Source organism: Pseudomonas sp. Root562 (genome assembly GCF_001427125.1).
Classification (GTDB): Bacteria; Pseudomonadota; Gammaproteobacteria; order Pseudomonadales; family Pseudomonadaceae; genus Aquipseudomonas.
On the sequence record NZ_LMGK01000017.1, the window covers coordinates 5,916 to 6,227 of the forward strand.

Here is a 312-nt window from a genome sequence, read left to right on the forward strand (position 1 = left end):
CTCGTAAATGTACAGGCTGCTCTGCCCCGGCGTTTCCTCGCGCAACATGCGCAAGCCTTGCCACAGGAAATGCTTCTGCTCGGTGACGCCATCGACCTCTGACACCTTGCCAACCCGCCGCCCCAGGCTGTCGTACCGATACGAACCGGTACTTTCCAATTTGCCRTTGACCAACGTCTCAGCCCGGACCAGCCGATTCTCACAGTCATAAACAAACGTCTGCAGCGTGCCCATCCCGCTGCGTTTCTCAATCAGGTTGCCCCACGCATCGTAGGCATATTCCTGATCTCGCCAGCGCTTGAGACGGTTGTC

1 pseudogene is annotated in these 312 nt (G+C 57.9%); it reads right to left on the reverse strand.

Annotated elements, in window-relative coordinates:
* Positions 1-312 (reverse strand): annotated as a pseudogene (locus tag ASD60_RS13665) (Rhs family protein); the annotation flags it as partial.